Annotated in this window: 20 protein-coding genes; 9 read left to right on the top strand and 11 right to left on the bottom strand. The window is 57.5% G+C overall.

Features of this window, described 5'->3' with window-relative positions:
- The 3 genes from NYE74_RS09220 to NYE74_RS09210 form a co-directional block, all read right to left on the bottom strand.
- Positions 1-495, bottom strand: a complete 495-nt coding sequence (locus NYE74_RS09220; RefSeq protein ID WP_036619786.1) for a PspC domain-containing protein — start codon at positions 493-495, stop codon at positions 1-3.
- 4 nt (positions 496-499) lie between these two features.
- Positions 500-1,174 (bottom strand): PspA/IM30 family protein, encoded by a 675-nt coding sequence (locus NYE74_RS09215; RefSeq protein WP_036619785.1) that lies wholly within the window; start codon positions 1,172-1,174, stop codon positions 500-502.
- A 64-nt stretch (positions 1,175-1,238) separates the two neighbouring features.
- On the bottom strand, positions 1,239-1,556 hold the full coding sequence (locus tag NYE74_RS09210) for a hypothetical protein (RefSeq protein ID WP_036619784.1): 318 nt from the start codon (positions 1,554-1,556) through the stop codon (positions 1,239-1,241).
- Between the two features lie 353 nt (positions 1,557-1,909).
- On the opposite strand from NYE74_RS09210, the gene NYE74_RS09205 reads away from it, so the two are divergent.
- The 4 genes from NYE74_RS09205 to NYE74_RS09190 all read left to right on the top strand — a co-directional run bounded on the left by NYE74_RS09205 (position 1,910) and on the right by NYE74_RS09190 (position 5,170).
- On the top strand, positions 1,910-3,193 hold the full coding sequence (locus NYE74_RS09205; protein WP_036619783.1) for an ArsB/NhaD family transporter: 1,284 nt from the start codon (positions 1,910-1,912) through the stop codon (positions 3,191-3,193).
- A gap of 81 nt (positions 3,194-3,274) precedes the next feature.
- Positions 3,275-3,634 carry a hypothetical protein gene (locus tag NYE74_RS09200; RefSeq protein WP_341004753.1) on the top strand — a complete coding sequence of 120 codons (360 nt, stop codon included), beginning with the start codon at positions 3,275-3,277 and terminating at the stop codon, positions 3,632-3,634.
- Positions 3,635-3,748: 114 nt separating this feature from the next.
- Entirely contained in the window at positions 3,749-4,243 is a 495-nt protein-coding gene (locus tag NYE74_RS09195) for a cation:proton antiporter regulatory subunit (protein ID WP_036619779.1), read from the top strand.
- 90 nt (positions 4,244-4,333) lie between these two features.
- A complete protein-coding gene (locus NYE74_RS09190; protein ID WP_051985263.1) occupies positions 4,334-5,170 on the top strand; it encodes a YitT family protein in 837 nt (278 codons plus the stop codon).
- A 61-nt stretch (positions 5,171-5,231) separates the two neighbouring features.
- Here NYE74_RS09190 and NYE74_RS09185 read toward each other — a convergent pair whose 3' ends face one another.
- Positions 5,232-6,125, bottom strand: coding sequence for a LysR substrate-binding domain-containing protein (locus tag NYE74_RS09185; RefSeq protein ID WP_036619777.1), 894 nt, complete (start codon positions 6,123-6,125; stop codon positions 5,232-5,234).
- A gap of 201 nt (positions 6,126-6,326) precedes the next feature.
- Between NYE74_RS09185 and NYE74_RS09180 the strand changes: the two genes are divergently transcribed.
- The 4 genes from NYE74_RS09180 to NYE74_RS09165 all read left to right on the top strand — a co-directional run bounded on the left by NYE74_RS09180 (position 6,327) and on the right by NYE74_RS09165 (position 11,128).
- Positions 6,327-7,472, top strand: a complete 1,146-nt coding sequence (locus NYE74_RS09180) for an extracellular solute-binding protein (protein ID WP_341004752.1) — start codon at positions 6,327-6,329, stop codon at positions 7,470-7,472.
- A gap of 193 nt (positions 7,473-7,665) precedes the next feature.
- Complete coding sequence (locus NYE74_RS09175; RefSeq protein ID WP_341004751.1) at positions 7,666-9,162, top strand: ABC transporter permease; 1,497 nt, start codon at positions 7,666-7,668, stop codon at positions 9,160-9,162.
- Positions 9,159-10,469: an ABC transporter ATP-binding protein gene (locus tag NYE74_RS09170; protein WP_341004750.1), complete on the top strand. Its 1,311-nt coding sequence runs from the start codon at positions 9,159-9,161 to the stop codon at positions 10,467-10,469. Before NYE74_RS09175 ends, NYE74_RS09170 begins: the two co-directional genes overlap by 4 nt.
- Complete coding sequence (locus NYE74_RS09165) at positions 10,466-11,128, top strand: metallophosphoesterase (RefSeq protein ID WP_341004749.1); 663 nt, start codon at positions 10,466-10,468, stop codon at positions 11,126-11,128. Before NYE74_RS09170 ends, NYE74_RS09165 begins: the two co-directional genes overlap by 4 nt.
- Before the next feature lie 213 nt (positions 11,129-11,341).
- Here NYE74_RS09165 and NYE74_RS09160 read toward each other — a convergent pair whose 3' ends face one another.
- The 7 genes from NYE74_RS09160 to NYE74_RS09130 form a co-directional block, all read right to left on the bottom strand.
- Positions 11,342-13,426 carry a glutaminase family protein gene (locus NYE74_RS09160; protein ID WP_124333219.1) on the bottom strand — a complete coding sequence of 695 codons (2,085 nt, stop codon included), beginning with the start codon at positions 13,424-13,426 and terminating at the stop codon, positions 11,342-11,344.
- 62 nt (positions 13,427-13,488) lie between these two features.
- A complete protein-coding gene (locus NYE74_RS09155) occupies positions 13,489-15,963 on the bottom strand; it encodes a hypothetical protein (RefSeq protein ID WP_249732595.1) in 2,475 nt (824 codons plus the stop codon).
- 35 nt (positions 15,964-15,998) lie between these two features.
- Positions 15,999-19,217: an alpha-mannosidase gene (locus NYE74_RS09150; protein WP_213510574.1), complete on the bottom strand. Its 3,219-nt coding sequence runs from the start codon at positions 19,215-19,217 to the stop codon at positions 15,999-16,001.
- An 87-nt stretch (positions 19,218-19,304) separates the two neighbouring features.
- Complete coding sequence (locus tag NYE74_RS09145; protein WP_036619770.1) at positions 19,305-20,777, bottom strand: extracellular solute-binding protein; 1,473 nt, start codon at positions 20,775-20,777, stop codon at positions 19,305-19,307.
- Between the two features lie 71 nt (positions 20,778-20,848).
- On the bottom strand, positions 20,849-21,772 hold the full coding sequence (locus tag NYE74_RS09140; RefSeq protein WP_036619768.1) for a carbohydrate ABC transporter permease: 924 nt from the start codon (positions 21,770-21,772) through the stop codon (positions 20,849-20,851).
- Complete coding sequence (locus NYE74_RS09135; protein ID WP_240752072.1) at positions 21,744-22,745, bottom strand: carbohydrate ABC transporter permease; 1,002 nt, start codon at positions 22,743-22,745, stop codon at positions 21,744-21,746. Before NYE74_RS09135 ends, NYE74_RS09140 begins: the two co-directional genes overlap by 29 nt.
- A gap of 202 nt (positions 22,746-22,947) precedes the next feature.
- Positions 22,948-24,246 carry a GntR family transcriptional regulator gene (locus NYE74_RS09130; RefSeq protein WP_213510572.1) on the bottom strand — a complete coding sequence of 433 codons (1,299 nt, stop codon included), beginning with the start codon at positions 24,244-24,246 and terminating at the stop codon, positions 22,948-22,950.
- A gap of 175 nt (positions 24,247-24,421) precedes the next feature.
- On the opposite strand from NYE74_RS09130, the gene NYE74_RS09125 reads away from it, so the two are divergent.
- The gene (locus NYE74_RS09125) at positions 24,422-25,015 is read left to right on the top strand and encodes a glycerol-3-phosphate responsive antiterminator (RefSeq protein ID WP_036619763.1); all 594 of its coding nucleotides are present in this window, start codon (positions 24,422-24,424) and stop codon (positions 25,013-25,015) included.
- The last annotated feature ends 64 nt before the right edge of the window (positions 25,016-25,079 follow it).

Genomic DNA, 25,079 nt, shown 5'->3' with positions numbered 1-25,079 from the left:
TTACACTTCTCCCTTCTCGTAGTTGGAGAGCTTTTTGCGCAGCTCTTCCAGTTCTTTTTGCATCGCTTTCTTCTCGATATCTTCCATCATCGAATCCAGGTTGGACGCCCCGCCGGCCGAAAAGCCCGCCCCCGGCGCTCCCGAACCGTACTGCGGCGGCCGGTTGCCGTAGGGGCCTCCGTTTCCTCCGCCATAGGGAGGACGGTCATGGAAACGCGGATCTCTAAAATCATCGGGACGTCTGGGGCCGTAAGACGGTCCGAACCCTCCGCCCGGCCATCCGCCGTTATAATACGGATCGTACGGTGCATAAGGCTCTTTGGAAACAACCAGCGCCGCGATAAAATAGATGAATACCGTCGTTCCGCCCGTAATCGGAATACTGATCAGCATCAGCAGACGAAGCACCCAGGAACTGACGCCCAAATACTCGCCGAGCCCGCCGAGCAAACCGCTGATCCAACGGTCTCTTCTGGAACGGTACAATTTGTTCATAGCCTTACTCTCCTTTTGGCTTATTCAGCTTCTGCTTCAATCGGGAGAGCTCCTGTTCCAGAGTCGACTGAATCATGGACCCGGCCTGGTTGGCAAAATCCTCGCCGGCTTTGCGCAGCTCGCGAAGGCTGCGGGCCTCCCATTCCATATCGGAAACCCGGTCCTCCAAACGGTTGAACATTTTCGGCACATCCGCCGCGCCGTACCCGCTCATCCGCTGGTTCATCCGCTGCTGCAAACGGAGCGTCTCCATTCTGGCAAAATAATACTGGCGTTTGCTGTAAACAACCTGATATTCGGTTTTCAGCTCATGAAGTTGGCTTTCCAGCTCCTGCAGCGACTCCAGGCTTTGCGTATACAAATCGGAATACTGTTCGATCTTCTCCTCATACAGCAGTTTCTCCTGAAGCGCCAGCTTGGCCAGGTGCTCCTCCCCTGCTTTAAGGGCGAGCAGCGCCTGTTCCTCGCGCTTGTCACGCATCACCTTCGCCTGATCCACCTGCTGCTTGAGCTGTTTGGCGTGTCCGGAGTATTGATAATGCAGCTTCTCCGCCTCGGCGATTTCCTGGCGGGTTTCAATCAGAAACTGGTCGATCAACCGCACCGGATCTTGAGATTGCTCCAATCTTTCGTTTAATGTGGCTACCGTGATATCCCGTACCCGACGAAATACACTCATGCTTGCCTTCCCTCCTAACCTTTCGGTTCATCCGTTTTTCAAGTGACAATGCTTATTCCCTGTATCAGTAACCCCTTCTTCCCCGCAAGGAGGAAATGCCGTATACGATTAATCCGATGCCGAGCACCGGGACGATCAACCAAGCCAGCTTGGAGATCAGGGAAATGACGCCGATGATCAGTACGATCCATCCGAAAAACGCGTTCCCTTGGCGGATGCCGTAAATCCCAAGCCCTACCATCAGCGCCGCGATCACAAGCCCGAAAAGGCTGCCCAGAACGGGAGTCAGGAATCCGAAAATTTGCGGAAGCTTCCCAAGCAAGATCAGAACCCCCAGGGCAATCAGTAAAAGTGCGAAACCGTTCGGTCGATTTGTTCTCATTTGATTATCACCGCCTCTCATTTGATCAACCTTATGTCTCTATTCTAGGAGGAACCGGGGTTTTTCAAAACGGACCGGGGACGGTTTTTCATCCTGGACCTAAGTCGAGGTAGGCTTCGGCCTATAGGGCAGAAAGCGGCCCGGCAAACGGCGGCGGTTTTGTCTTTACAATTCAAAAGGCAGATAATATAATGGAAAAGCACAACTATACAAAAGAAAATGACAGTTATCGGAGGAGCCTGCCACGTTGCGGCTCTTTTTGCCTTTTTTCGGACCTGTAAGGCATAATTCGGCCCCTGCATGGAAATCTAAGGGTATCTCGGATCATGGCAAACTGTCTGGGAGGGGTTTTTATGGAGCAACAAGCCATCTGGGCGATCGGCATCTTTTTGCTGACGTACGCACTCATTATTTCGGAAAAAATCCATCGGACCTTGCTGGCCATGGCCGGTGCGGTCCTGATGATCACGCTCGGCATCGTCGATCAGGAATCGGCGGTTCATCACATCGACTTCAACACGCTGGGACTGCTCATCGGCATGATGATCATCGTGAACACGACTGCGGAAACGGGGCTTTTCAAATATATCGGCATCTGGACGGCCCGCAAGGCCAAAGGGAACCCGGTTACGATCCTGTGGCTGCTCGCTTTGATCACGGCGATCGGCTCCGCGTTTCTCGACAACGTGACGACCATCATTCTGATGGTTCCGGTCGCCTTCAGCATTACCCGCCAGCTGAAGGTCAAGGCGTTTCCTTATGTGTTTTCGCTGGTCATCGCCTCGAATATCGGCGGCACGGCCACCCTGATCGGAGATCCGCCGAACATTATGATTGGCAGCGCCGTGAAAGAGCTGACCTTCACCGCTTTCCTGCAAAACCTGGCACCGATCGCGATTTTGATCATGGCCGTGACGCTGCCGATCTTCATCCTAATGTTCCGCAAAAGTCTGCAAACGGCGCCGGAACATCAACAGAGCATTATGAACATCAGCCTGCACGGCCTGATCACGGATCAAAAGCTGCTCGTCAAATGCCTCGTCGTCTTGGGGTTAACCCTGCTGGGGTTCTTTACGCATCAGACGTTTCATCTGGAATCGGCCACGGTGGCCCTAGCCGGCGCGTTCCTGCTGCTGTTGATCACCGGAGAGCACGTGATGGAACGGGCGTTCCAAACCGTAGAATGGCCGACGATCTTTTTCTTTATCGGACTGTTCGTGCTTGTGGGGGGGCTGATCGATACCGGCACCATCAAACGGCTTGCGGAATGGGCCATAGGTCTGACCGGAGGGGATACGCTGCTGACGTCCATGCTGATTCTCTGGCTTAGCGCTGCCGCTTCCTCGTTCCTCGACAACATTCCGTTTGTCGCCACGATGATTCCGATGATCCAGGATATGGGGAGCATGGGTATCGCCAACCTGGAGCCGCTCTGGTGGAGTTTGGCGCTGGGCGCCTGCCTGGGCGGCAACGGCACGCTGATCGGCGCCAGCGCGAACCTCATCGCGGCCGGCATGTCCGCCAAGGAGGGCGAACCGATTACGTTTATGAAATTTTTGAAATACGGTTTTCCGCTTATGATTTTATCGGTGGCGCTTTCCGCCGCATATGTGCTGATCCGTTACTTCCTGATCTAAAACGGGCTGTTTCCTTTCATTAAATACGCTTTATATGCTATCCTTAAAATAATCCATTTTGCACGAAGAGGAGGGGGCATCATGAAAACGCGGATCGATGGGCTGGGCAAACTTGCGGTTTCCCCGCTGCTTCTGTTCTCGTTGTTGTTGACCTTATTCCTCCCTTCCTTCTCCTGGGCTCCGGTCGTTCCGGAGACCACGGAAAGGGAGGCGTTTGAAACGGATTACCACAATTCTCACAAAACACCTTTGCGTCTCAACGCTTCCTCGCCTTACGGCAAGCTTTTCATCGACAGAACCGCGCAGAGTTTCTTCAAAGTGCCTGCCGAAGCGGTGCTGGTATTGATCGCCGCCTGGGTTCAATTCCGCCCGTTGTTTTGCCTGTTTTTGAAACGGCTGCTGCTAATGCCCATTAAATTCACAAGTATGTTTACGGCTTGACATTTTTTTCGGTTTTACAAAGTCCTTAAGCCGGTCCAAACGGCCCGCAGCTTCAGGCTTGTTTTGCAATACCCAAAATCAGAAAGCGACCATAAAACTGGAGGCTTGACTCAAATGAATCTCAAAGAAACAATTCTCCCGGGAATCGGTAAAAAATTTGCGATCCAAACCCGTAGCGGTGAAAAACTGACCATTATTATCCATGACGATGGCCGGCGCGAGCTTTATCATTTTGACAATGACGATCCCGATACCAGCATCTCTAAGGTTTCGCTCGACGACGACGAAGCGAGATACGTGTCATCCATCATCGGAGGGGTAACGTACCAGCCGACGGCGCTGGAAAATATCGAAGTGGCCCTGGGCGATCTCATCATTGAATGGTACAAACTCGAACCCCACTATAAAGCGATCGGCAAAACGATCGGCGAACTGCGGATCCGGCAGCGCTCCGGGGCGACCATTATCGCGGTGATCGAGAAAAACCATACGAAACACGTCAACCCCGGCGCCGATTTGCTTCTGACCGCGGAAGCGATGGTTGTCGTTCTCGGCGAACGGCTGCACCAACAGCAAATTAAACAGATTCTATTGAGTGGAAGCAGTTGAATTAAATCATATTGTCAACTGCCTAATAACTTCGGACCGCCACCACCCTAAGACCGTATAAAAATACGCTAGTCGAAAGGAGGGGCTCATTTGAAACAAAAGGGCAGCGTCGGCTCCCCTATGAACATCGTGCGGCATCAGAGCCATGCGGCAATACGCTGTTTGGGCGTGATCGCCGGAGCCTTGCTCGCTTCCATCGGGCTGGAATTATTCCTGATGCCCCATGGCATTGTCGTGGGCGGAATGACCGGATTGTCCGCTTTATTTGCTTTCAAAACGGAAATGAGGTTGGGATTGTTTCTTTTCTTGTTTAACGTCCCTTTTCTGCTGCTTCAACGTAACAGAATCGACTTCACGTTCGGAATTTTCACCGTGTTGGGCCTGCTCGTTTTCTCGCTGGGAACGGTCATACTGCACCCTTACCCGTCCCTGACCGGCGAACAGCTTCCTGCCGCACTGCTCGGCGGGCTGTCGCTCGGCATGGGCATCGGCCTGGCGCTTCGTTTCGGCGGCGCCCTGGATACCGCGGAACAGGCCGCAGAGTTTATGCGCTTTGGAATAATATCGCCGGAATGGATCATTCTGATCTTCAATTGTACGATCCTGATTGCAGCCGGCTTCCATTTTGGTTTCAATCAGGCGATCTATTCCGTGATCGCATATATACTCGCCTTTGAGGCCGTAAAGATACCGGTTCAAGGCTTTAGATTCACCTATACCGTCCTGATCCAAACCCGGAATTACCGGGAAATTCAGGCGGATTTGCAGCGGTATTTAAACCTCAGCGCCGCCTTTCGGACCTTCTCTGCGGACAACGGGGAAGAACACGGCATACTTGAGTGCGAATGCAATCGCCTGGAGCTTTTCCGTTTAAGGGCGATCGTCAGGGACCACGATGCGGACGGTAAAATTACGTTTCGCTTCTGACGCCTTATACGGCTGCAATAGCCCCTCCTCTTTGCAGAGGAGGGGCTATCCTTTTTTTCGATCAATGCTTCGGCAGCTGCTCCAGAAGATATTCGTTAAATTTGCGGACGCTGGGGGACAGCGATTTTTCTTCCCGGTACACAAGGCATATCCGCCGGCTGTTGCTGTACCCCGGCAGATCGCGGCGGATCAGCTCGCCGGACGCGGTTTCCCGCACCACGCTCCGCCGGGGCAGCACGGCGATCCCGATGTTGCATTTCACCGCTTCCTTCATCGTTTCGATCGCTCCGAGCTCCATCACCGCATGGAAACGAAGGCCGATCCCCGCCGCCCAAGCTTCGGTTAGCCGGCGGGAAGTCGATCCCGGTTCGTGCAGCAAAAACGTCTCCAGCCGCAGATCGCGGGCCGTCAGTCCCGTTTGATTGGCGAGCGGGTGCGCCGGCGCAAGCACCAACTGCAGCTCATCGGCGACAAGCGGGACGATGATCATGTCCTGCGGGTCCGTATCCGGCAAGGAGACGATCGCCGCGTCGACTTCGTAATTGCGCAGCATCGCCAGCACGGTGTCGGCTTTTTTGACCGACAGCAGCAGCCTGACGTCCGGGTGAAGCTTCTGAAATCCCGCGAAGTAAGGAGGCAGGAAATAGGTGGCCGGCGTATAACTCGCCCCGAGCCGCAGCTTGCCTCCCCTTCCTTCCCGATGTTCGGCGGCGCGCTCCTCCATCTCTGCGGTCAGGGCCACGATGCGCCGCACATAAGGCAGCAGATCGGCGGCAGCCTCGCTCGGACGCAGCTTGCGGGCCGACTTGCGGGTCAGTTCCAGGCCGAGCTCCTCCTCCAGCTTCCGCAAATGAAAGCTTACCGTCGGCTGCTTTAACCCTAACTTTTCCGCCGCCTCCCGCAGCGTTTTTCCCGAGCCGATCTCCTGCAGCACTTTTAACTGTTGAATGTTCATGTCGCGATTCCCCCTTCTGAACAGAAATATAGATTAAATCTATACTAATATCAATATATATAAACATTATTTAACATAAATTGTACGCTGCGTTAACATGTTGCTGATTGTTGGTTGTTAAATTTGAAGCAGCGAGGAGGCCGAAGGGCAAGTGCGTCAATGGCCCCGACGTGAAATATACGCCTTGAAGGGAGTATGAAGATGAAAAATAAACGAAATCGGGGAATCGGTTTACTGTTGTTGACGCTGCTGTTGTCGCTGGCGTTGACCGCCTGCGGAGGAGCGGGCGGAAACGGAAGCGGCGGCGCGCAAAATACGGCCGGTGGCGCCGGTGCGGAAGCCGCCGGAAATGGATCGGGAGCCGCGCAAGGCGCAGACGGCGGCAACGCCGGTTCCACTGAAGAACCTGTCAAGGACGAAGGAACGCTTACCGTCTACTTGAACGATTTTGACGATATTATCGCCGAAATGTTTGAGAAGAGCACCCGGTACAAGGTGAATCTCGTCACCGGGAACGGGGCGGAAATCATGTCGCGCATCGAGGCGGAGAAAGGCAATCCGCATTGGGACGTCGTTTGGGCGGACATGATGCCGTCGATCAACGGGCTCGGCCAGCAGGGGCAGCTGCTTACGGGCTGGACGCCCGACAACGTCGCCAACTTGACGGAAACCTACCGCGGCTATGTGCCTGAAAACCAAGCTTACTACCCGACGGGCGCCCACGCGGCCGGGGTGATCGTGTACAACAAAAACAGCTTTACGGAAGACCTGGCCCCAAAATCATGGGCGGACTTCGCCAAACCGGAATATAAGGACATCATCGCCACGGCGGACCCGGCGATCGCCGCTCCGGCCTATCCGTTCGTCGCCCGTTTCTTTGAGCAGGAAGGCATGGACGGGGGAAAGGCGTTTTTTGACTCCTGGTTTAACAACGGCCTTCGCGTATATCCGAAAAATCCGCAGGTCGTACAAGCCCTGACTGCGGGCGAAGTGAAAATCGCCGCCCTGCAGGAATCGAACGCCTACAGCATGTTGGCCTCCGGCGAGCCGATCGGCATCGTCTGGCCGGAAGAAGGCGCGCCGGCATCCGTGCGGGTGGCCGCGATTCAGAAGGATACAAAAAACCTGAACGCCGCCAAAGCATTCATCGAGTTTTTGCTCGATCCGAAAACGCAGCAGGAACTGGTCGACCGCGGCGATGAAGCTTATTTCGAGCCGTCCGCCGCAGGGGCCAAACCGAAGGAAGACCGCGATCCAAACGCCAAGCTGGTCGCCGCCGACGCCGTCTGGGCCGCGGAGCATGAGGCGGAAATCAAACAATGGTTCGCCGATAAAGCGGTAAAATAACCGGCCTATGCTGCGACAAACGCAAGACCGTCTCGGGTGGTCCGTCAGCCTGATCCTGTTCGTGCTCGTGCTGTATCCCCTGCTGGCCGTGTTCATCCAGGTGCTGCTGCCCGGCGTGTTTTAAGGCAACTGGGAACGGGGGGATCTCAGCCTGCTGCTGGAAATCTTCCGCCGCCCGTTATGGCAAAAATCATTGGAAAATTCGGTCGTTCTCGCCAGCGGAACGACCGTTCTGGCTACGCTGCTCGGCGGGGGACTGGCGATGGTCCGCTCCAGCCGGCAGTTCCCGACCGCCCGGCTGCTGGACGCCGCCGTCTGGATTTTGCTGATCATGCCCTCCTTCATTTTGGCCCAGGGCTGGGTGATGTTTTCGGCAGGCGGCGGCCTGGCCGCGAAGCTGCTGGGCTGGACCTGGATCACCCCGGCGGTGTTTCAGCCGGCCGGCCTGATCGCGGTCATGACGCTCAGCAAATTTCCGCTCGCTTATTTAAGCGTGCGCTCGGCGATGGAGTGGAAGGTGGAGCAGCTGGCGGAGGCGGCGAGGCTCAGCGGCGCCTCCCCGTGGCGGGTCTGGCGCACGATTCAGGCCCCGCTGCTGCTTCCGGCCTTCCTAGCCGGAGCGGCGCTCGTGTTTATGGACACGGTCGGCGATTTCGGGCTTCCGGCTTCGATCGCGGCCGTGTACCGCTTCCCGACGCTGCCTTATTCGATCTACTCGGCGCTGTATACGTCGCCGATCCGTTTTGACATGGCCGGGGTGTTGTCCTTTTACCTCGTGCTGCTGATCGGCGCGGCGATGCTGGTGCAGTTTTACGCGCTGCGCCGCTCCAGATTCGACTTCTTGTCGGCCCGCGCCGTGCCTGCGGTGCCGAAACCGGCCGGGCGCCTCAAATGGCCGCTCGCCGCGTTGAATCTGGCCTTTTTGCTGGTTGTCATCGGCATTCCGATCGGTTCCAATGTACTGCTGTCTTTTTTAAAAACGCAGACCGGCGGGCTGCAGCCCGGGAACCTGACTCTGGAGCACTACCGCTCCCTGTTTCACAGCGGCTCCGAACTGCTCGTCGGGCTTGAGCGTTCGCTTGCGATCGCGCTGCTTGCCGCCGCGCTTGGCCTGCTGATCGGCTTGATGGCGGCTTACGTGCTGAACTATTCCCAGTTCCGCCTCAAACGCGGCATTGAGGTTTTATCGCTCGTCACGCTCGCCGTGCCCGGCGTCGTGCTGGGTATCGGTTACATCTTCGTGTGGAATCAGCGCTGGTTGGACAATATCGGGCTGCTGCTTTACGGCAAACCGTCCATTCTCGTGCTGGCGGCGATCGCCGGGGCGATCCCGGTCATCACGAGGGTGCTGATCGGGGCGATGGCCAAGGTGCCGGGCAGCCTGCTGCATGCCGCTCAGTTGAACGGGGACACCTGGCTGGGCCGGATCCGCCGCGTGCTGGCTCCGCTGATCCACGGTGCGTTGCTGTCCGCCGGACTGGCGGCGTTCGGGTCCGGCGTGTTCGATTTGGCGGTCAACTCGATTTTGTTCCCGCCGAATTTCATCACGTTTCCGGTATCCGTCAACAAAGCTTTTGAAGACATGAAGTTCGGGTACGCCTCGGCCGCCACCGTTTTTGGCGGAACCATTGTCGTCCTGATTATTCTGCTGCTGGAAGTGCTTCTGCGGCGCAAGGAGGTTAAGTCATGACTACTAGAGTGACAACTGCGGGCACGTCCACAATCGGCATGCCCGCGACGGGCACGTCCTCGGCCGGCATGTCCTTGGTTAGAACGTCTACGGCTGGAACGTCCTCAATCGGGACGTCCTCAGCCGGAACTTTTTCGACCGAAACTCCCTCGGCCGGCACGTTGCTGGAAATTCGCGGGCTGACGAAACGGTACGGTTCGTTTCAGGCGCTCGGCGGCGTCTCTTTCGATATGAAGGAAGGCGAAATTATCAGTGTGCTGGGCCCCTCCGGGTGCGGAAAGTCGACGCTGCTGCAGCTGATCGCCGGATTGTCCCGCCCCGATGACGGGGAAATCCGCCTGAAGGGCGAAACGATCGCTTCTCCCGGCGGGATGGTCCCGCCCGAGAGACGAAACGTCAACATGGTGTTTCAGGATTACGCCCTCTGGCCGCATATGAACGTGTTCGACAATGTGGCCTACGGGCTGAGGAAGCTGGGGCGCGAGGAAAAGGCCGCGCGGGTCGGCGAGCTGCTGGAACTGCTGCATCTGGGCGGTCTGGAGCGCCGCTTGCCTCCGCAGCTGTCGGGCGGACAACAGCAGCGCGTGGCCATCGCCCGCGCCCTGGCCACCCGTCCAAAGCTGATTTTGCTGGACGAGCCCTTATCCAATCTCGACATGCGCCTGCGCATCGAAATGCGCGCGGAGATGGCCTATTTGTTCCGCAAGCTGGGCATGAGCGTTTTCCATGTCACGCACGACCCGGAGGAAGCTTTTTCGATGGCCGACAGGCTGCTCATTTTGCGCGGCGGCGCTATCGACCAGATCGGAACGCCGCAGGAGTGCTTTACCCGCCCGGCCAGCCCGTGGGTCGCCTCCCTGCTCGGCGCCATCAACCGCCTGCCCGGGCTGCTGGAGCGAAGCGGCGGGTACGCGATCCGCATCGGCGGCGCGGGGAGCGGAAATGACGTTCCCCGCATGGAAGGTGCAACCCGTATCGAAGGCGCCGCGGGGCCGGAGTGCTCCGGTCTGCCGGACGGCGCCGCAGCCGAGCTGCTGTTCCGGCCGGAGCAATTGCGGCTGATCGAAGGCGGCGTTGCCGCGGAGAGCCGGGAAGGAGAAAACCTTCTGCCCGTAAACGTGGTTCACTGCACCTTCGAAGGGACGCGCTGGCGGGTCATGGCCGAAACGGACACAGGGCACAAGCTGTACGTGCTAAGCGCGTCGCCGCTTCCGGTGAACACCCGGCACACCGTCATGCTGCCCAAGGCAAACGCGTATATTTATGCTGCGCGTCAAAACGAAGAACGAAAGGTTACGGCAAAATGAACCCACTCACCCATCGATCGCGCTTGCTGGCGATCTCCGACATTCACGGCCACGGGGAAGGACTGAAGCTGCTGCTGGCCGCTTCCGCTTACGATGCCCGGCGGGATCGCCTGATTCTGCTGGGCGATTACATTAACGCGGACCCGGATACCTGGGGAACGCTGGAGCAGATTCAGCAGCTCGCCTTGGACGGGGCGACGGCTCTGCTCGGGAATTTGGAAATGAACCTGTTGAAACAGGCCGGCCCAATTCCCGAGGCGCTTGTCCCGCATGCCCGGCTGGATTGGTTAAGCGGGCTGCCTTTTTATACGACCGTAGGCCCTTGGCTGTTCGTGCACGCGGGTATCCGTCCGGGCCGCTCCCTGGAACGCCAATCCCCCGAAGACCTTACCGGGATTCGCGAAGACTTTTGGAACGCCGCGCCGGACTGCGGATACACCGTCGTATTCGGCCACACGCCGACCTACAAACTGGGCGCCAAACCCGGCGCAATCTGGCAGGCCGCCGGACGCCTCGGCATCGACACCGGGGCCAAACACGGCGAGCGGCTGACCCTGCTCGACCTCACCGGCGGCACGGCCTATTCCTGCTCAACCGCGCAGACCAGCCTGTACGGCGATCTCCGGGTCGAGGCGGTATCCCTGCCGGCGTGCCATTAGGGGGAGGTACGCCACCATTCAAGGCTCATTGGAAAAATTCCAATCGATCGGCGGTAATCGAACGGAATTTTGAGCTCTCATTGGAAAAAAACCAATAGATTTCACTCAAATCGCCCGTTTGGGGCCCCGCCGACCCCAATCTATTGGAAATATCCAATCTAGCAGCTGTATTTACCATTAGATTTCCAATTCTATTGGATATTTCCAATCAGGCTATTGGGTCACTTGAGAAACGGCCGAACCTAAGCCTTTCTCCTGCAGCAGCTTGATAAACATCCCGCCGACCACACTGCGGTGCTGAAAGTTCATCTGCCGGGCCGTCCGGGTGTCATACCAATCCGAAAAGGGCACGCGATCGCGCGTTTCGTTCAGGAAATCCCAAAGCGGCTCGATCAACCGGAGGAAATCGTCCCGGTTCTCCGCCAGCGAGGCGGCCCAAACGAGCCAATCGGCCTTCGTGTAATGCTCGCGGCTATCCAGCGGCACGCCGTACCGGTCCCCCTGCGACACATACCAGGCCGCTTCCCGCCGGACGATCTCCTCGTCAAATAAGCGGGTGCCAAACAAAAAGTCCCAGATCAAATTGTATTTCAGGCTCCACGTGCCCTCTTGGCCAAACGCCAGCACGGTATGGCTGCGAGCTCCGCTGTCTCCATTTTTTCCGCCGCTCCGCTCCTCGGCCAGTTCCGCCCAGCGTACGGCCATCTCTTTGGCCGCGGCCTTATAGCGCTCTGCTTCTTCCGGCTGGTCAAGCAGACCGAGCAGCAGCGAATAGCCGGCCACCCCCATGACCGCCTTCGCCGAAAGATTGGCGTTGCGGGCCAAATGCCCGGCAAAATCATCCGTGCAAAGCTGGTTTTCCGGGTCCAGCCCATGTTCCAGCAAATAGTCCGCCCACCCTTTCAACAGCTCCCGATGCTTCCGCACGAACTCCATGTTCCGGTCGGCCAAGCTGACCGCGGCGGCCATGATGAGCATGTTGCCGCATTCCTCGACCGGCATTTGTCCGTCCAGGGCGTTTCCCCCGTACACCTGGCCGTTCGCCAGCGGGTACTGTCCGACGTCATGCGGCGCGAAATCAAACGGCCAAGCTTCACTTGCCGCATATCGGAAAATCGGCCGCATCATTCCCCGCACGAGTTCAGGCCGGTACAGCAAAAACAGCGGGATCGAAGGATAACTTACGTCCACCGTCGCGATGCAGCCGTTGCTGAAACATTCCTTGGACATGAAAAGCAACTCGCCTTCCGGGCCTGTGACCAGTTTGTGCGCGGCGATGGCCTGGCGGTAGGACAAAGCCAGAATGTCGGCGTATTTATCACCGCCGGCGGCAGTCGCGTCCGCCCGGAGCTGCCGGTCGAATGAGCCGCAGCGTTCCATGATTTCGGCATACTCCCGGTACGCCTCCGCCAGCATCGCCGGAGCGGTTTGGCCGTCTTTTTTCCAATAAGCCTCCAGCTTCTGGCCGAAATATTCGATCGCGTAAACATCGTCGTAAGCGAGCACGATCAAATTCGTCTTCTCCGCTTCGGCTACTTCCCCGCAGTCCCACAAGCAGGCCATGACGAACTGACTGTCCCTCACCGGCTGCGGCTGGGGCATTCGCGACAGGTTCTTTCCGATGCCGCCGGGCTCCAGCTCCGCTTCCCCGGTTCTCGCAAATGCCTTGCGGACAGCGGCGGTGTCCATAAAGGTGCGGGTATCGGCTCCTTCTCTCGCCGCCAAATAAAAGTAGCCCCAATCGATCCGCCGGTCGTCTCCTGAAGCGTTCAGGCAGTTCTGCTCGGCATGGCCGGCCTGCAGCAGCGTCAAGCCGTCCGTTTTTTCCTGCCGCCACACGATGCTTTGATCGCTGGTGTTTACGCACCATTCCCCGGTCGCGTCAAAATAGATCCGCACGGAATGCGGCCGGCCGTCCACGGAACATACGCGGAAATGCACGTAGGAAGCGGGCCGCGACAGCAGCTCAAGATCATCCAAAAGCAGCGGGCTCGTAAATTTCACCTCAAGCCGGACTCCCGCCGCCTCAAAACGATAAATGCTGGAGAGCGGAGTCACTTCAAGCCCGGTTTGCGGGATCGCCTCCGGCTCAGTGTAGTAGTTTTCCGCGTTTGGCTCAAGCAGCCCGGCGAAGCGCCAGGGGACGCCGTCGATCCGGATGATTCCGGTAAGCGCGTTTCGTTTGCCGGTCCAGTGCCGCGTAAAATCATCGGTGAGACGGTCCGCCATCGACCATACGCTGAAGTAAGGATCGATCGTCACCAATGGAACGGCCGGCGGGCGTAAAACGTTATTCATAGTCATCTGCCTCCCTGCGTAGAATCCGTTTTTTAGAGGTAGTTCAAAAAGGCCGCTTTTGATCACTCACTTTTATGGATTGTAATGCGTGTTTTCTCTTCGCCGTGCTCATAACGCACCAGGAGCGTTTGGGACGCCGTATCCCAATCGAAGGGAAGCCGGATGCCGGCTTGCGCCGGCGCTTGATCTCCGCCGCCCCCCGCCTGCATGGTCACCGCCGCAGGTTTCACTTTGCAGCGAACGCGGGCCACCGCTTGCAGCGGCCGCGGCCCCCGGACCGTAAACGAAATCGTCCGGCCGTCTTCGGTGTAATCTTCAATCCGCGAGGAAGCGGCGATTACTCCGCAACGCGGCGTTCCTGCTTCGCTGCTTGGCGCGCGTGCTCCGTCAGCCGGGTTTACCGCCTCGTTAGCCGTCGCTCCCTCCCCGCCGTCCGGCACTCTCGCTTTGCCGATCGGCAACCTCGTTTCGCTGATCGGCAACCTCAATTCACCGATCGACACCCCCCTTTCACTGATCGGCGCCCCCGCATATTCCAAATCGTATAGCAGCGCCTGTTTCCCCGGTGGTACGATAACTCGATCCGCGATGCGCAGCCCCGAATCCAGCAAATCCACAAACCGCCCTTTCAGCTCCAGCGGCGAATCGCTCACGGATTCAGTCATTACGGATGCGATCACGTACGGACCGCGGCGGATTTTAAAATAATTCGCCGATTCCCAGCGAACCCTGGACTCGCCGCCATCCAGAGCCGCGAGCGCCTCCCTCACGGCACGCCGCAGCTGTTCCGCCCCTTCGGCGCTTTCCGCAAACCGCTCCGGACGCACGCGCAAATAGGAAACGCAGCCTTCCCCAACCGGCGTCAGCCCTTCCGGCGCATCGGCGGGCAGGCCGAGGCATTCGAACAGATGCTCGCGCGGGGAAGCATATTTCCGCTTGCCGCGGTTCCACCATTCCCGCACCCGATAGTACGGATCGCTGTCGTCGCCGACGTAGACGAGCGCCCCGCCTTCCCGAACCCACTGCGCCAGCGCGCTGTGCAAATCCGGATACTCCGGCTTCATAAACTCGTAGCTTAGCACCAGCAGCCGATACCCGTCCAGATACCCCGGAAACCGCCGGACGTTGTCGAGCTGCACCGGCCTTACCGGCAGTCCGTGCTTGACCAGCGGCAGCGTCAGGCCGTAAAAAGCGGAGAAGTTGAGCAGCTCCACCGCGTCCTCGTCGGTCAGCTCCACTTCGTTGGTCCCGTCGTATTTCATCAGGAATCCGGCCGTTTTCACGCCGATGCGCTTGCGCTGATACATGGCCGAATCCGCCAGCAAAACGCCGGCCAAGACGCCGGGTCCGTCCACCTCTACATCGGCCTGCTCCATGTCGCGCAGCGTATGCATCGCCGTAAGCAGCACCGTGGCATAGTCGCGCGGAATCCCCTCTTTCCCGCTGCCGTCTTCGGAAGGATAACGCCCCTCGAAAACGCGCTTTGGCCAAGGAGCCGCCTCATAGCGCGACACCTCCGGATGAAGCAGCGACGCGGTCAGCGTTTTGATGTAATTTTCACGGTAATCGGCCCAGGTCCGCTTCGGATCGTCCTCAATCGGATCGTGCAAAAACCACATGCGGCGGTCCGTTCCCCGAACAAGCTCCTGCATGATGCCGTACTCCAGAAACGCCGTCTCAAATGTGCGTTCCGCCCGCTTTCCCTCGTACACGTTGGCCGTGCGGGAGGTTCCCGTCCAAATCTGGGCGATATAGCCGTTGATCGAGGGCAGATCCAGCAGCTTCGATTCCGGGCTGACGATGCGCCACTGCGCATAGTTGATCAGGCTGTGCGTCGGCACGAAAAACCGCAGCGGCCGGTTGCAGCGAACGAGCGAATATTCCTTGAGCGCCGAGCAGATCCGGTCCAGACAGCGGGCGTACAAATACGCCTTCAGCTTGGAGGCGCGGTACTGCGCGTCCTCCGACGCATGCGGAGCGATCCACGGCTCGTTGTAAAAGTTTTGCCACTCCCGCTTAAACGCCTCGGAGTAGCCGCCTTCGACCCAAAATTCCGGTTCCTCCAGATGGATTGCGTCCACCCCGGCATCAACGGCCGGGCGAATTCGGCCGGCCAGGAAATCGGCATAGGCGATCGTCGGCACCATGTAAGGGATGTCGGCCGAAGTGCCGTGGATGATCGTTTCGCCGTCCTCGTATTTTTGCGCTTCATCCCAATGGGACCGCCCGTCGACCTTGCCGTTCAAATAATCCTGATAGCCGCCCCACGACACGCCGGTCATCAAATGCACCCGGTAGCCCCGGTCCGCCCATTCGCGAATCCGCCGCGGCGTCGATTCATCGATCCCGTAGACCATGACAAAGTCCGTCTGGAGATCGTAGGAGGGACCGTACGAACTCCCCTCCTGAAACCCGGTGCGCTCCTCCTCACGCCCTCGGGTGTTCGCCAGCCGTTCCTCCTCGCGGCCCCGGGCGTGCACTAGCCGTTCTTCCTCAAGCCCTTGCGTCCGCGGTTCTTCCCGTCCCTGTCTCTGCATTCACCGCTCCTCCTTCGCTCCTCTTTTAACGCCCGTTATAAACGGACGCGGATCGTTTTGATTTCAAAAGGAGTAAATTGCAGGTTAATATGACTTTCCCCCTCCGCCAGCAAGCGGAGCGGATTTTCCAGCAAGTCGGCCTCTTCAATGGCGGAGCACTCGAACCCAAACGCCAGCCCGGCCCGCGCTCCGGCTCCGGCCGTCTCGTACAAGCGGACGATCAAATGGTCGCTGTCTTCCGCTTTTTTGACGGCTTCCACCATCACGTTCGGGTGATCGATTTGCACAAATTGCCGCAGCCGGACCAGTTCGCCATTGATCTTGCCACCGTGCGCGCCGACGATCTTGCCTTCATGCTCGCCAATGATCTTGCCGTCATGCTCGCCAACGATCTTGCCGTCGTGCCCGCCGGCGGTCTTATCGGCGTGCTTGCCGACGGTCTCGCCACCGGTGTTGCCGGCATTTCCAGCGCCGGTCCGGACACCGCTCTCCCCAGCATTCTCCCCGTCCACAACCGTCCCCGGCCCCACCACCGTTAGCGGAACGTTCAGTTCGTAGCCTTTGCGGTAGACTCCGGCCTCGATAAAGTCGCCCGCATGCGGGTACAAGGCATACGTAAACTTGTGGTGCGCCCGGTCCGCCGCCGGGTCCGGATATCCCGGGCTGCGCAGCAGGTTCAAATCGATCACGTTTCCGTCCACGCTGTGCCCGTATTTGCTGTCGTTCAGCAGCGCCGCGCCGTAATCGGGCTGCGACAGATCGATGTAATGGTGGGCGCAAATTTCGTCCCGCGCGAATTCGATCCGGTTGTTTCGGCTCGTCGGCCGCTTGATGACGCCGAATTGAATCTCGCAGATCGCCTGCTCGCTGACGACGTCCACCGGAAAAGCCACCCGCAGCATTTTCGCCGACTCCCGCCAATCGGCCTCCGTTTCAAACTGCAGCGTGCCGCCGCCTTGAAACAGGCTGATTTTTTGCGTCAGCACGGAGTCTCCAAACCGGTATTCCTGCTTGACGACCGCCTTCGGGCCTTGCACGAAAGCAGACACCTTCACAAGCTTCATCGCCCCCGCGACCGTCTCGCGGTAATCGCGCGGGAAATCCCAGGCATCGCCGTCGTCGTGGTACACCGTAAACACATTGGCCCTGGCGCCGTCTCGAAGCACCTCCCGCGCGGCCGCCTTATCGTACACCGAAGCGATGCTGCCGTCCTCATGGAAGCAAATCGCCAGCCGCCCGTTTTCCAGCCGCCGCTCCTCGGCTACGAGCACTTCGCCCCCCGCCCCCGGTTCCGGGCGAACCTCAAGCATTTCCGAACTCGCCTCCCGCAATGGCCGCCAGCCCATCCCCGGCACGCTCACAAAATGCCACCGGCCGCCGTATTCCACCCATTCCCGCCGCTCCCACGGCAGCGAATTAAACAACACCGGCTCATTCGCCAACCCTGCCAAAACGGCAACCCTGCCGTACGTTTCCTCGATCATCGGCCGAACCTCGCCAAACAGCGTCTCATAACGCGCCAAAGACTCGTCGTAAACTCTCGTGATCGAAGACCCCGGCAAAATATCATGGAACTGGTACAGCAGCACTTCCTTCCAAATCGCCTCCAGCCGTCCCGCCGGATACGCCCCGCCGCCCAGCGCCCACAGCAGCGAAGCCGCAAACTCCAGCTCGCGCAGCGCTTTCTCCAGCTTGCGGTTGTACCATTTGTTCCGGGCCTGCGTCGTCAGCGTCCCCTGATGTTTTTCCAGGTACAATTCGCCGCGGTAGGTGTGGAAACGTGCAGCCTCCTGCTCCAGCCGGCGGAAGAACGCGAGCGCAGGCTCCTGAACGACCGGCGGCAGGCCGAGCAGGTTCTTCTCCCGCGCCAGCCGCTCCAGATGCTCCTCGCCCGGGCCGCCGCCCCCGTCGCCGATCCCGAACAGCATCAGCGCGTGCCCGGATACGTTCCGGTCGAGGTAGCTCCGCTCAATTTTCGCCAGCGACCGCGGCGCGGCCGGGCTGTTGTACGTATCCTCCGGCGGAAGATGCGTCAGCACCTTCGTCCCGTCAATTCCCTCCCACATAAAACTGTGATGCGGATGCGTGTTGTACGTGCTCCAAGACAATTTTTGCGTCATCATGTAATCGACACCGGATTTCTTCAGCAGCTGCGGCAGACTTCCCGTATAGCCGAACACGTCGGGCAGCCACAGCACCTTCATCTCCTGGCCGAACTCCTCGCGGAAAAACCGTTTTCCGTACAGGATTTGCCGCACCAGCGCCTCACCCCCGGAAATATTCGTGTCCGGCTCGACCCACATCGCTCCCTGGGCCTCCCAGCGGCCTTCCCGCACGCGCTCCTTCACCCGCTCGTACAGCTGCGGATAATGCTCCTTCATCCACTGGTACAGCTGGGGCTGGCTGGCGCCAAACACATAGTCCGGGTATTTTTCCATATTGCGCAGCGCCGTCGAAAACGTCCGCGCGCCTTTGCGGATCGTTTCCCGGATCGGCCACAGCCAGGCCAGATCGATATGCGCGTGCCCGATCGCGCTGACTGTCAATACGGGATCGCCGCCCCGCATCGCCAGCTCGCCGGATACCCGCTCCTTCGCCAGGCGCACCGTCTCGTCGTTGATTTCGGCCAGCAGGTTCGCCGCATCGTATACGGCTTGAAGCACCCGCGCTTTTCTCGCGCTCGTTTCCGGCAATTGCTCGGCCAGTTCGATCAGCACCTCCAGGTCGTAATACAAACTCCGGGCTTCCTCGTTGCAGACGGCGATGCAAGCTTCCTGCAACGTACCGCTCCGAAACTCTCCGAACAGGTCGTTGCAGCCGCCGTCGCCCCACAAATCGATCGTTTCCCCGCCTTTAGCCGCGGGACTGACGTCCACCACCCGCTTGCCGGGACGCCCCAAGCTGTAGTCGAACCCGGAACTGACGTTCGTTAATCCCTGATAAGGAACTCCCTTCTTATCCACCAAGCATAGCTCTCCGCTAATGTCGATCAGCAGCACCACCTTACTGCCGGCAAGCGTCTTCGGTACCTCCCCGCGAAAATGAAACCAGGCGCAATCCCACAGTTCTCCCCATTTGCCGCCGGTCTTGAGCTCCGTCTGCTTTCCGCTTTTCCGCTCCGCGTAAGGGACCGGCTCCCGCGTGACCCAAGCCGTCACGGCCAAGGTTTCCACAGGACGATATATGTAGCTCTCCAGCTTGGTAAGCCGCTGTTTGGCCTTTTGCGTCATGATCTGATTTGTTTCATACGGCATGCTGCATCACTCTCTCCTTTAAATTTACAAAAGAAGAGGACTGGCCTCTTGCAGTCCTCCTATCCGCCTATCCGCCTAACCGCCGTTTTACTTCGTAACCGCCTCCGCTTTTTTCTGCGCTTCGTCCAAAATCGCCTTGATGTCCCCGTTTGTCATCAGCGATTTGGTGACCGCGTCGCCGAACATTTGCCACACCTTCGAATCTTCCTTCGCGAACGTCGGCAGCCCCTGCACATTGCCGGACATGGCCAGATAATGCTGGTACATCTCCGGATGGGCGGACTTGTAGCCTTCCGATTCGGCGATCGATTTCAGCACCGGCGAGCGGACTCCGGTATCGGCGATCAGCTGTTGAATTCCCCCGCTGTACATCGCGCGGATGTATTCGAACGCCGCCTCTTTGTTTTTCGCGTCTTTAGGCACCGCGTGGAACGCCGCGCCGATCGTAATGTTGCCGGGCTGGCCGTCCGGCGACAGCGGAATTTGCGCCATCCCGTAGTCGATGCCGATCTGCGCGCTTTCGATCGCGCGCCAGGGTCCATCGATCAGGTAGGCGATCTGGCCTTTCTTGAAGGCGTCAAAATAGGTGCCTTCGTTCGTATTGACCATCAGCCCGGCCGGATGGCCCGCATTCAGCCGCTTCAGGAACTGCACCGTTTCTACGTTGGCGTCCGAGTTGAACACCGGCTGGCCCCGATCGTCGGCAAAACCGCCGCCGTTAATGACAAGCAGCGTGCCGTACCGCAAATATCCGCCCGCGTTCGGCCCGGCGTACACCCCGCCCCCGTAAAACTTGCCGCCCCCGGCTTCCGTCACCTTCTGCACATTGGCGGCAAACTCCTCCCAGGTCGCCGGCGCTTGGTTCGGATCGAGGCCGGCCTCCTGCACCAGCTTCTTGTTCCAAAACAAGCTGCTGACGCCCGGTTGGGAAGCGAAGCCGTAAATTTTCCCGTCGTATTCCATCGGCTTCCAAGCCGCCGGGGCGGTTTTTTCGCGAATCTCCTTGGCCATCTCCTCCGGGAACGGCTCCAGCAGGCCCTGCTGGGCAAAACCCGGCATTTGCGTTTCGCCGACGATGATGTCGGGCATGTTTTTCGCCAGGAACCCGGCCGTTTGTTTCTGGATCAGCGGCTCGCCCCAGCCCCAATCCTCCGTTTTGGCGGTAATGTTCTTGCTCTTGAGCTTATCGATGATGATCGATTGGTAGTAATACGGGAATACGCCGGCTTTTTTCAAAGGTTGGCCGGGAGTATACGAGAAGTCCTCCTCCGCAATGCGCGGATTTTGCGTTTCATCCTTAATGAGGGACTGCTTCTTTTTCTCCAGCAAATCGTTCAGCACCCCAACGCCGATACCGACCGCACCTTCATTGAGTACAGTGATCGTCGTGCCGCCCGCCGTTTCCGACGTGTTTGCGCCACCGCCTTCCGACTGCGCCGTGCCGGGTTCGCCCGTCCCCGCGTTGCCTCCGGCCGTCCCGCTCCCCCCTGACGAACAAGCCGCCAAACCGATGGATAACATAAGCGTAAGCGCGATGGCGCTCATCTTTTTAAGCCGCATTCGTACCCCTCCATTTATAAGAAATCATGTGTATCGATATACACTCCAAAAAGCAGACAGGCCGCATGTACCTACCCTTTGATCCCCGTGTTGGCCAACCCCTGGACGATGTACTTCTGGAAGAAGGCAAAAATCAGCAGCGCGGGCAGCGTAATGCCAAGGCTCAGCGTGATGATCATCGGGTAGTTGATTACCGCGCCCGGACTGGCCCCGACGGAGGACAATCTCGTAATCGCCGCCGGAAGCGTTTGCAAATGGTCGCTGGTCGTATAGAAAAACGGTGTAATGAAATCGTTCCACGTACCGAGTGCCGTCGTAATAGCGATAAAAGCCATAATAGGAAGCTGCAGCGGGAATAGGATTTGAAAAATCAGGCGGACCGTCCCGGCGCCGTCGACGATCGCCGCTTCATCGATTTCCAACGGAACTTTTTCGAGCGATTGCTTGACCAAAAACGTGCCCATAATGTTGATAGCGGGCCCGCCGATCAAATAAATCCACCACGAGTCCAAAATGCCGGTTCCTCCGGTGAAAATATGGTTGCCCCCGGCAAAAGGAAAGCGGGCAAATTCCAGGTACGTCGGAATGATCGCCAGCGTGCCCGGAATCATCTGCGTCGCCAGCAGGATTAGAAACAGCGTATCCCTTCCTTTAAACCGGAGCCGCGCAAATACATAACCGGCCAAAAAAGAAGTCAGAATCGCCCAAAACGTGTTGTAGGCCGTGCGGATGATTGAGTTTTTCAAATAGGTGGTGACGGCGGCGTCGGTCGATCCGACGATCAGAGCCTTGAAATTTTCCAGCGTCGGCGCTTTCGGAATCGGGAAAATCCCCAGCACCGTGGAGGTAAACTCCGTTTTCGTGAAAAATCCGGCGAGCACCATGAAAATCAGCGGATAAAGCAAAATCAGGCCGATGCCGAGCAATAGGATATGGCCTAACAGGTATACGGGCTTCCATTGCTTTTTAAACTTCGCGCTTAACGTTTCCGGCATGGTTTCCCGCCCCCTTTTTAACCGGTTTGATCGGAATCGTCGTCCGTTTGTCCGTACGGGTTGACCAGTTGTAATACAGCACGGTGATGACGATCACGATGACCGCCATAATCAAAGACGAAGCGCCGGCCATGCCCAAATTGAAGTCCCAGAAACCGTCGCGGTAAATGCGGAAGACGAGCACTTCGGTTTGCCCGTACGGCCCCCCGTTCGTAATGAACAGCACCTGTTCGTAGATTTGAATCGCCGCGATCAGATTGGTGATCACGATATAGGTCGCGATCGGCTTCAGGCCGGGGAGTGTGACATATCGCAGCTTCCCCCAGCGTCCCGCCCCGTCGATCTCCGCCGCCTCGTACAGCGACACGTCGACCGATTGGAGCCCGGCGAGCCAGATGAGCGCCGCTCCTCCGACGCCTTTCCAGACGGAATAAACGACGATCCAGAAAATGCCCCAGGACACGGAATACTGCCATACGATCGGTTCCTTGCCCAGCGCTTTCAGCAAATTGTTGATGACCCCGTTATTCGAATCCAAAAAAATGTTGAATACCTGCGTCGTCGCTACAGTCGCCGTAACGGCGGGAATATACCAAATCGAGCGGTAAAAGCCTTTGCCCATGAGCGGCATATTCATCAGCAGCGCCGCCCCAAAGCCCGCCGCCAGCGTAATGACCGTGACCAGTCCGCCCAGCCACACCGACCTCCACAAAGCTCCGGTATAAACCGGGTTGTTAAAGAAGCTAATGAAATTATCGAACCCGATGAATTTCGGCGAGGACGCCAGACCAATCCATTCAAAAAAACCGAGCCCAAAGCCGAACAACGTCGGAAAACCGGAGACTATTAGCCAAAACAAAAACATCGGCACAAGGATGACCGCAGCGATCCAAGCATCCTTATGCCTGCCGAATACCTGCCGACGCCCCCGCCGGAAAGAAGGACTTCCCCCCCGTTCTGCCGTTTTTTCCATACCTGCTTCTGACCTCCTTACCCCAATTCCACCTGCACGTATGCGCTTACATCTGACTAGTCGTTTGTGTTATTAAATATATTTTACTATGTCATTTATGTCAAGATATTAGATATATCATTTATCGCTAATTTTCGCGTAAAAAAAGACGCCTGCAATGGTGATTCATGCAGACGCCCGGATTCTTTGCAGGCTGCTTGGATTATCGCTTCTCGTGGATCAACGGGCCGGTGGACTGGCTTTCAATCAGTTTCGGCTGCAAAATGACCTTGGCATAACCCGGCTCTTTATTGTCGGAATTTTCGAAAATTTGCAGCAAAATGTTGGCGGCCGCCTCCCCCATGTCGACTTCGGATTGGGAAATATGCGAAAAGTATCCCCACTCATGCAGGCCCGGCGAAGGATCGTCAAAGGTAAGAATCGACACGTCCTCCGGAACTTGAAGGCCGAGTTCTTTGCAAATCGAATAAATATGCAGCCCCAGCCGTCCGTTCAGCGTAATGTAGGCCGTGGCGATCCGGTTTTTGATAAACCGGTACAGGGGATGCGTTTTGTCGATGCCGCTGTAGTCGACGTTGAAATCGGTCAGAATAAGCGCCGGATTAATCATCGCCTCTTTTTGCTTCAAAGCCTCCATATAGCCGTTAATCCGGTCCTCGACCGTAATCGTCGGCAGCGGCGAATCGGAGCAGATGGCGATATCGCGGTGCCCGAGGCTCCACAAATAATCGACGGCGAGCTGCCCGCCGATCAGGCCGTCGCTGCGCGCCACATTCGTGGCGATCCCCGGCAAATACCGGTCGAGCAGCACAAACGGGAAACCGCTGAGCTTCAACGCCAGGATTTCCTCATTGTACGTCTCCGCGTCACATGGGAAAATGATCAGCCCCGCCGCCCCTTTGCGGAGCAGGTCTTGAATCGCCTCTTTTTCCCGTTCGATCGAGTTGTACGTCAGCACGATGTGCAGGCTGTACCCGCTGTTTTCGATGACGTTGTTGATGCCCTGGATCAGGCGGATGCCAAAATAGTCGACGAGAAGCGGCATGACAAGGCCGATCGTCTTTCTTCCTTCGCCTCCAGGCGGCGCGGTATCCGGGGGATAGGGCATTTTGTCCGCCCCTGTGGCCGCCGCTGCGGTCACCGGGCTCGTATTTGCCGCACCGCCCATACCGCTCGTACCGCTCGTACCGCTCGTACCGCCGACGCTGCCTCCGCCGTTCTCCGTGCGCATCCCCGAACCCGATTCATGGACATGGGAGCCGCCCATCAGCTCCTTAATGTTCTCGCCGACGAAGCTCCCCCTGCCCGGGATGCGATAAATCCATCTGTCCTTGGCCAGCTGCGTCAGCGCGTTGGCGACGGTGATCCGGCTGACGTCAAACTGCTCCATCAGCTCTTTTTCGGAGGGGATTTTTTCGTTTTCCCGCAGTTCGCCTCTCAAAATCTGATTTTTGAAATGCTCTTGAATCTGCATATATAACGGTTTTCGCTCGTTTTGCATGCTTGGATTCTCCTATTTTTTTCTCTTTTTACATTTACGATATATCATTTATGTCATTTAGTCAATTGATACTGGCGAGACGCTCTTTACAATACTTGTACATCTTTTTAATTCAGCGTTTACATTCAGTCGTTACAATGAATACAGGAACGGGAAGGAAAGGAATTCGACTTCTATGTCTTTACTGCACAAGATTGGCAACAACCCTATCATCGCTGCGGTACGCAAGCCGGAGGATATCGAACTGGCGCTGGACAGCCGGGTGGAAAATATTTTCTTCATGGGCGGAACAATAAAGGAAGTCATCCGCGGCGTCCGCCTGACGAAGGAAAGGGACAAGGGTGCCTTTATCCATCTCGATTTGATTAAAGGGCTATCAAGCACCGACAAGGAAAGTGTGGATTTCATTTCGGATTACGTCGGCGCAGACGGAATCATCACACCCAAAAGCCATTTGATCAAGGAAGCAAAACGGGCGGGTCTATACGCGATTCTTCACCTGTTTGTGCTTGATTCTCAGGTTTTGAAGAATGGGCTAAGTTTGGCTCAAAGCATTCAACCGGATGGCATTGATCTCATGCCGGGAGTTATTGCAAAAATCATTCATACTTTCTCCGAGACGCTGACGGATACCCCGATTATCGCAAGCGGTTTGATTCATACAAAAAAAGAAGCGAATGAAAGCTTGTATGCCGGTGCGACATCGCTGGCAACCAGCGATACAGAGCTTTGGAACCTGACGTTTCAAGACCTGCACTACACTGTTTAAGAACGTAACAATTTAATAAATCCAGTTTCGAGTGAAGAATGAGAGAAAGCTCCAAACATTGAAC

Source organism: Paenibacillus sp. FSL P4-0127 (genome assembly GCF_038007325.1).
Classification (GTDB): domain Bacteria; phylum Bacillota; class Bacilli; order Paenibacillales; family Paenibacillaceae; genus Fontibacillus; species Fontibacillus macerans.
This window is presented reverse-complemented; position numbering and strand designations above follow the sequence as displayed.

Excerpts from the sequence above, each read along its gene's own strand:
- NYE74_RS09145 (WP_036619770.1), bottom strand. The coding sequence starts at position 20,777 with ATGCGGCTTAAAAAGATGAGCGCCATCGCGCTTACGCTTATGTTATCC.
- NYE74_RS09205 (WP_036619783.1), top strand. The coding sequence starts at position 1,910 with ATGGAGCAACAAGCCATCTGGGCGATCGGCATCTTTTTGCTGACGTAC.
- NYE74_RS09180 (WP_341004752.1), top strand. The coding sequence starts at position 6,327 with ATGAAAAATAAACGAAATCGGGGAATCGGTTTACTGTTGTTGACGCTG.
- NYE74_RS09170 (WP_341004750.1), top strand. The coding sequence starts at position 9,159 with ATGACTACTAGAGTGACAACTGCGGGCACGTCCACAATCGGCATGCCC.
- NYE74_RS09160 (WP_124333219.1), bottom strand. The coding sequence starts at position 13,426 with ATGAATAACGTTTTACGCCCGCCGGCCGTTCCATTGGTGACGATCGAT.
- NYE74_RS09155 (WP_249732595.1), bottom strand. The coding sequence starts at position 15,963 with ATGCAGAGACAGGGACGGGAAGAACCGCGGACGCAAGGGCTTGAGGAA.
- NYE74_RS09135 (WP_240752072.1), bottom strand. The coding sequence starts at position 22,745 with ATGGAAAAAACGGCAGAACGGGGGGGAAGTCCTTCTTTCCGGCGGGGG.
- NYE74_RS09130 (WP_213510572.1), bottom strand. The coding sequence starts at position 24,246 with ATGCAAAACGAGCGAAAACCGTTATATATGCAGATTCAAGAGCATTTC.
- NYE74_RS09215 (WP_036619785.1), bottom strand. The coding sequence starts at position 1,174 with ATGAGTGTATTTCGTCGGGTACGGGATATCACGGTAGCCACATTAAAC.
- NYE74_RS09165 (WP_341004749.1), top strand. The coding sequence starts at position 10,466 with ATGAACCCACTCACCCATCGATCGCGCTTGCTGGCGATCTCCGACATT.
- NYE74_RS09125 (WP_036619763.1), top strand. The coding sequence starts at position 24,422 with ATGTCTTTACTGCACAAGATTGGCAACAACCCTATCATCGCTGCGGTA.
- NYE74_RS09150 (WP_213510574.1), bottom strand. The coding sequence starts at position 19,217 with ATGCCGTATGAAACAAATCAGATCATGACGCAAAAGGCCAAACAGCGG.
- NYE74_RS09185 (WP_036619777.1), bottom strand. The coding sequence starts at position 6,125 with ATGAACATTCAACAGTTAAAAGTGCTGCAGGAGATCGGCTCGGGAAAA.
- NYE74_RS09210 (WP_036619784.1), bottom strand. The coding sequence starts at position 1,556 with ATGAGAACAAATCGACCGAACGGTTTCGCACTTTTACTGATTGCCCTG.
- NYE74_RS09140 (WP_036619768.1), bottom strand. The coding sequence starts at position 21,772 with ATGCCGGAAACGTTAAGCGCGAAGTTTAAAAAGCAATGGAAGCCCGTA.
- NYE74_RS09200 (WP_341004753.1), top strand. The coding sequence starts at position 3,275 with ATGAAAACGCGGATCGATGGGCTGGGCAAACTTGCGGTTTCCCCGCTG.
- NYE74_RS09220 (WP_036619786.1), bottom strand. The coding sequence starts at position 495 with ATGAACAAATTGTACCGTTCCAGAAGAGACCGTTGGATCAGCGGTTTG.
- NYE74_RS09195 (WP_036619779.1), top strand. The coding sequence starts at position 3,749 with ATGAATCTCAAAGAAACAATTCTCCCGGGAATCGGTAAAAAATTTGCG.